We start from the raw sequence: 6,469 nt of genomic DNA, 5'->3' as shown, positions 1-6,469 counted from the left end.
GATTTTACTTATGGGTGGACTGAGAACATATCAGGGTCTGGAATTAACTGTAGCAGTTAAATATAAGAAACTTATAAAGTCAGGGGTGAATTAGTCAAATTTATTTCAGCAGGTCTGCGCGACAAAAAAAACTCAGCCCCCCATATACCCTATCTATGTAAACAGCATTAGCCCTCGGAGAGAGTTTCCGAGTCATGATTGGGGTAGTGGCTAACACCTCCCTAACCAGCCTAGCCAGCCGGAAAGCGATCGCACCTGAAAAATCACAAGTGATTTTACTTATGGGTGGACTGAGAACATATCAGGGTCTGGAATTAACTGTAGCAATGAAATATAAGAAACTTATAAGGTTCAAGAAAAAAATTTGTCAAGTCGCTATGACTTTAATATCAAAAGCGCTACTATCAAAACTATAAGTATATTTTCTTGCACTGATAGCAGATTATGGCTTCCACCGATATGAATTTTCCGGTTCGGGTTTTAGTGATTGCAGGCGAGTCTCCGAGTCGCGGGGAACTGGCTAACCTATTAACTATCAATAATTATCAAGTTCAGGTTATTGGTGATGGATATGAAGGTCTGGAGGTAGCTAAACATATTCCACCTGATCTGATTTTTTTAGATGTCAAATTACCCGATACCGATGGATATCTGATCGCCAAACAATTACAAGTACACACTGTCACTGCTCATGTTCGGATTCTTCTACTAGCCGAGTCTAAAAGTGTATTTAGGGCAATTCGCGCCTTCAACTTGCAAGTAGCAGATGTTCTGATTTATCCCTTAGATTTTGAAGAAGTACAATGGCGCATAGAAATGCAACTGTTATCCTCCCCATACAGAAGGGATAATTTAACCAATCAGCTATCAACTACACACTCCCTCAAATCAGTTAATCATCAATTAAAAATACTGATTGATAATTCTCCTCTGGGAACTATTATTTGGGATCGAAAATTGCGGGTTATCCAATGGTCTAAGCAAGCAGAAGAGATATTTGGTTGGTCTGAGTCGGAAGTGTTGGGTAAGTCGATGAATGAATGGAAATTAATCTTTGAGGAAGATAGCGATCGCGTTAATCGAGAAACTCAGACCATTTTTGCCAATCAAGAAAAAAGGAGGATTTGCATAAATCGTAATTACCGCAAAGATGGATCAGTAATTTATTGTGAGTGGTACAATTCCAATTTTTACGATGAATCAGGAAAACTGAATATGTTGCTGTCTTGGGTTCAAGATATTAGCGATCGCCAAAAGACGGAAGCAGCTTTAATAAAAAGCGAGGCTAAATTGCGGACTATCATTGAAACGACCCTCGAAGGAGTTTGGATAATTGACAGTGATAGTATGACCACTTTTGTCAATCAGCAAATGGCAAATATGCTGGGTTATACCCAAGAAGAAATAACTCAATCTTCCCTATTTAAGTTTGTGGATGAACAGGATTATCCAATAGTCGAAAATTATCTGCAACGTCGTCGTGAAGGTATTGCGGAGCAACACGAGTTTCAATTTAAGCGGAAAAACGGAGATATTCTCTGGACTATACTATCAACTAATCCTATATTTGATGATAGTAAATATGCTGGATGTTGTGCGATTATCACAGATATTAACTATCGTAAAAAAGCTGAATTAGCCATAGCAGTAAGTGAAAAACGCTTTCAAGAAATCGCCTCTACTATCAGTCAGTTTTTCTTTGTAAAATGCGCCAATTCAGGACAATATATTTATTTAAGCCCAGCCTATGAAAAAATTTGGGGACGCACCTGTGAGAGTCTCTATCAAAATCCTGATTCTTGGTTAAATACCATCTACCCAGAAGACCGAGGAGCAGTAATTAATTATCAGGAAAAACAGCATCAAAATAATTTGGTTAAACGAGAATATCGGATTATTAGAAATGATGGTGTAATTAGGTGGGTTTATGAAGAAGTCAACATTATTTATAATGACGATGGTTCTCCCCTACGTTATGTAGGATTTGCGGAAGATATTAGCGATCGCAAGCAAGCAGAACTCGCCCTAGCCGAAAGCGAAGAACTCCTACGCCTAGCGGTCAATCATGCTCCTGATATCTTTGTAATTTATGACAGCGATCGCCGTTTAAAATTCGTCAACCAACGAGTATTAGAACGAACAGGTTGGTCAGAAGAAACATTTATTGGTCGCCGAGATGAAGAGCTATTTCTCCCAGAGGAAACTTGCCATTATTTACCCTTGCTAGAAAAAACCATCCAAACCCTAACCATACAAATTGGTGAAGCTACTATTACCCTTCCCAATCAAACCCCAAAAACCGTCATCATTAAGTATTTACCACTGTTAGACAAACAGGGTAGACTGAGCCAAATTTTAGGTTTAACCTTTGATATCACCCACTACAAACAAGCTGAACAAAAACTCAGAGATAGTGAAGAACGCTTCCGCACCGCTTTTGAAGATGCTGCGATCGGTATGGCATTGTTATCCTCCCAAGGAAACTGCTTAAAAGTTAATCGCTCTCTATGTGAAATGTTAGGCTACCAGGAAGCAGAACTACTCCAACTCAAATGTAAAGATATCACCCACCCAGAAGATTATGAGCAGGAGGTAAAATCCATTAAAAAATTGATCGAGGGTCAAGTTAAATATTACTATGTAGAAAAACGCTACCTTCATAAGCAAGGATATGTAATTTGGGTATTATTAAGTATGTCCATAGTCCGAAATATTGACGGGGTTCCTCTCTATTTTATTGCTCAAGCTCAGAATATCAGTGAACGGCGAGCCGTAGAACAGATGAAAAATGAGTTTATTTCTGTGGTTAGCCATGAACTGAGAACCCCACTCACCGCTATTCAAGGCTCGTTAGGACTGTTATCTTCCGGCTTGTATGATCACAAACCCCAGGAGTTTCATAAATTTATTGAAATTGCTTTATTAGAGACAGAAAGACTGGTGCGAATGGTTAATGATATTCTTGATATTGAACGGCTAAACTCCGGTGAGGTTCAATTTCAAATGGAGGCTTGTTCAGCTCAGGAATTGATGATGCAAGTAATTAATAGTTTACAGGCGATCGCTCATCGGGACTCCATTACCCTGGAAATTTTACCCACTTCCGTTCAACTCTGGGCGGCACGCGATGCCATGCTACAAACTCTGACTAATTTAGTCGGTAATGCTATTAAATTTTCCCCTCCCCATACCACTGTCACCCTCTCAGCTTACCCACAGGATGATATGGTACTTTTTCAAGTCCGCGACCAGGGACGTGGCATTCCTCCCGAAAAACTAAAAACTATCTTTAGTCGCTTTCAACAAGTCGATGCCTCTGACTCTCGCCAAAAGAGTGGAACTGGTTTAGGCTTATCTATCTGTCAAAGCATTATTGAACAACACGGCGGTAAAATTTGGGTCGAAAGTCAATTGGCTAAAGGCAGCACTTTTTATTTCACTATTCCTAGGGTTATAAATACCAACGACACTAACCATTAAAATCGTTTTTAAAAACTCAATTTCCCCTTCTACTACCTAGGATGCACAAATTGTCGTTTGTGTCAAGCCCCCGTTTTTTTGCCGTCCATTTTTTCGCCTAAATTGGTGTCTCGGGATTAGCCATTTTCCGTCAATAGACCTTTAAACTCACGACAGCATCAGGGTTTGAGCCTCATTTTTGCTATACGCACACAAACAGCGCTCATTTTTGATTTTTTCCACCCTACCACAACCCCCATTCTCTCGTCAAATTTATAGGAAATTTTCTCAATAAAAATGTAATAAATATTTACCATTTTTTAAATATTAAAATCATTTTGCCAGATAAATAAGTTTAGCTTAACTAAATTACCATCAGGGACAGATCACAGAAGTAACAGGTAAAAATTGATAATTATCTATATAAGTTTCTGTATTTGTAGACAGGAAAAATGCTTGTCTATTTGAACCTAATAAGCGAGAGTAGTTTTATCTTGTTTACACGGTAAATCGTGACCTATGCCAAAACCCCAAATTTTAGTAATTGATGATGAAGAACGTATCCGGGAAATCGTCCGGGTTTGTATGACGGATCTAGGAGGTTGGGACGTAATTACAGCCAACTCTGGTCAAGAGGGTTTACAGAAAGCCAAAACGGAACATCCTGATGCGATTTTGTTAGATGTATCGATGCCAGATCTTGATGGTTTCCAGTTGACCAGGCAACTCCAACAAACACCAAGCTGTCGAGAAATTCCGGTAATTATGCTGACAGCCAAAGTGCTAAAACAAGATCGCGATCGCTTTGAACAAATGGACATCGCCGGAGTGATTACCAAACCATTCAACCCCTTGACCTTAGCCCAACAAGTAGCCAACCTGTTAGCTACCAATTCCGATTAATCAGCCATTGAAAGTAACAGGAACCTCCAGGAAATATTTAACAGTGTCAGACATCAAAAACCAGTATAACATGATTAAAATATCAATATAGCTGGCAGTTACACATTGAGGAGTAAATATGGGGATCTCAAGCCAAAAATATATTTTCAATCACCTATTTAAATAGCCATTAAATCTCACCATTATTGTAGCTATAACTTACCCTTGCGCTACCCTAGCCGAAACCCTCTCCCCGGTCTTACCTGTAAATTTACCAGAGGTTCCTAACACTATTCCATCATTACCAGAACGTCCCCAACCGGAACCGGAACTTCCCCCCCAGTTACCTACACCTGAGCAATTATTTCCTTCCCCCAACCTAACACCAGAAAATATAGAAGAACCCCCAGATGTATCTATTACTATTATTGTCGAAAAATTCAGCTTTGAAGGAAACACAGCCTTTAGTGATCAACAACTAGCAGAAGTTACGCAATCTTTTCTAAATCGTCCGATTACCTTTGCGGAACTTTTGCAAGCACGTTCGGCCATTACTAATCTTTATATCAGCGAAGGTTACATTACTTCCGGCGCTTTTATACCCCCCCAGGAACTGCAAGAGGGAACGGTAACCATCCAAATTTTAGAAGGAGAAGTAACTGATATTAACGTCAGCGCCACCGGACGACTAAACCCCGATTATGTGCGTAGTCGTCTAGCTGTTGCTACCGCCAAACCCCTAAATCAAAATCGTCTACTCGCCGCGTTGCAACTATTACAATTAAGCCCGATAATCGATACCATACAAGCCGAATTGTCTGCCGGAACTCGTCCTGGTCAAAGCATCTTAGATGTAGAATTTACCACAGCCAAAACCTTCGATATTAATTTATTTGCTAATAACTACCGCCCCCCCAGTGTTAGCACATTTCAACGAGGCGTTGAACTCACAGAAGCCAATCTTCTCGGACAAGGAGATAGTTTAGGCATATATTATAGTAATACCGATGGCAGTAATGTGGTAGATGTCTTATATGATTTTCCGATTAATTCCCGCAACGGAACCGTAGGATTTTACTTTAATTATACTGATAGTAATATTGTAGAACCACCTTTTAAGGAACTGGATATTGAAGCCACAAGTGTCACTTTTGAATTGCGATATCGCCAACCTATTATTCAGACCCCGACAGAAGAGTTAGCCCTAGGTGTTAGTTTCGCCCGCCGCGAAAGCGAGACATCTATTTTAGGTATAGGTTTTCCCTTGGCTAGGGGGGCGGACTCCGATGGTAAAACCCGCCTATCAATTTTGCGTTTATCTCAGGAATATACCAGGCGAGGAACTCAACAGGTTTTGGCGGCGCGATCGCAATTTAGCATAGGCTTAAACTTGTTCAACTCAACCATTAATGATGACGGTCCTGATAGTCAATATTTAGCATGGCGAGGTCAAGCCCAATGGTTGCGATTATTAGCCCCAGATACCCTAGTCTTATTGCGCTCCGATATCCAATTATCCACACAGGAGTTAGTACCCCTAGAACAAGCAGGATTAGGGGGATTAGATAATCTTCGGGGATACCGTCAGGATGCCTTATTGCGCGATAATTTTATATTTGCTTCGGCGGAGTTACGCTATCCCATTCTCCGAGTTGATAACAATAAGGGAATTTTACAAGTTACCCCCTTTGTAGATTTCGGCACCGCCTGGAGTAGTAACGCCGACCAATTGCAATTATCCTCGGAAACTTTAATGTCTTTAGGCTTAGGCTTGCGTTGGCAGTATGGTGATAATTTCCGCGCCCGGTTTGATTGGGGAATTCCTCTGATGGAACTTAGTTCCAATAAACGAACCCTCCAAGAACAGGGGTTATATTTTTCGGTCGAATGGAGTCCGTTTCGGTGAATATTGGCGAGTTGATAACCTCATCAATGGGAGGTTTTTAAAAACTTTAGGTAACAGTTACCAATTACTAAACCTACCGGGTGTTTAGGTTCGTCAGAGAATGTTAAAAAAATCTGTGATTTCTGTTCACTCCTAAAGCGATCGCCTATAATACACACAAGCCAAATAGATAGCGTATCAACCCCATCGAGTTAACCCCCCAGGTTATAACTCGGCTATATT

General features: G+C 40.4%; 4 protein-coding genes. All 4 read left to right on the top strand.

Annotated elements, in window-relative coordinates:
- Positions 1-194: 194 nt before the first annotated feature.
- Entirely contained in the window at positions 195-416 is a 222-nt protein-coding gene (locus P5674_RS04045) for a hypothetical protein (RefSeq protein ID WP_315642727.1), read from the top strand.
- Positions 417-444: 28 nt separating this feature from the next.
- On the top strand, positions 445-3,480 hold the full coding sequence (locus tag P5674_RS04040; RefSeq protein WP_006620296.1) for a PAS domain S-box protein: 3,036 nt from the start codon (positions 445-447) through the stop codon (positions 3,478-3,480).
- A gap of 498 nt (positions 3,481-3,978) precedes the next feature.
- Positions 3,979-4,362 carry a response regulator gene (locus P5674_RS04035; RefSeq protein WP_006620295.1) on the top strand — a complete coding sequence of 128 codons (384 nt, stop codon included), beginning with the start codon at positions 3,979-3,981 and terminating at the stop codon, positions 4,360-4,362.
- A 271-nt stretch (positions 4,363-4,633) separates the two neighbouring features.
- Complete coding sequence (locus tag P5674_RS04030) at positions 4,634-6,247, top strand: ShlB/FhaC/HecB family hemolysin secretion/activation protein (RefSeq protein ID WP_235181473.1); 1,614 nt, start codon at positions 4,634-4,636, stop codon at positions 6,245-6,247.
- Positions 6,248-6,469: the final 222 nt, after the last annotated feature.

The sequence above is a fragment of the Limnospira sp. PMC 289.06 genome (assembly GCF_032350395.1).
In the GTDB taxonomy this organism is placed as follows: domain Bacteria; phylum Cyanobacteriota; class Cyanobacteriia; order Cyanobacteriales; family Microcoleaceae; genus Limnospira; species Limnospira platensis.
This window is presented reverse-complemented; position numbering and strand designations above follow the sequence as displayed.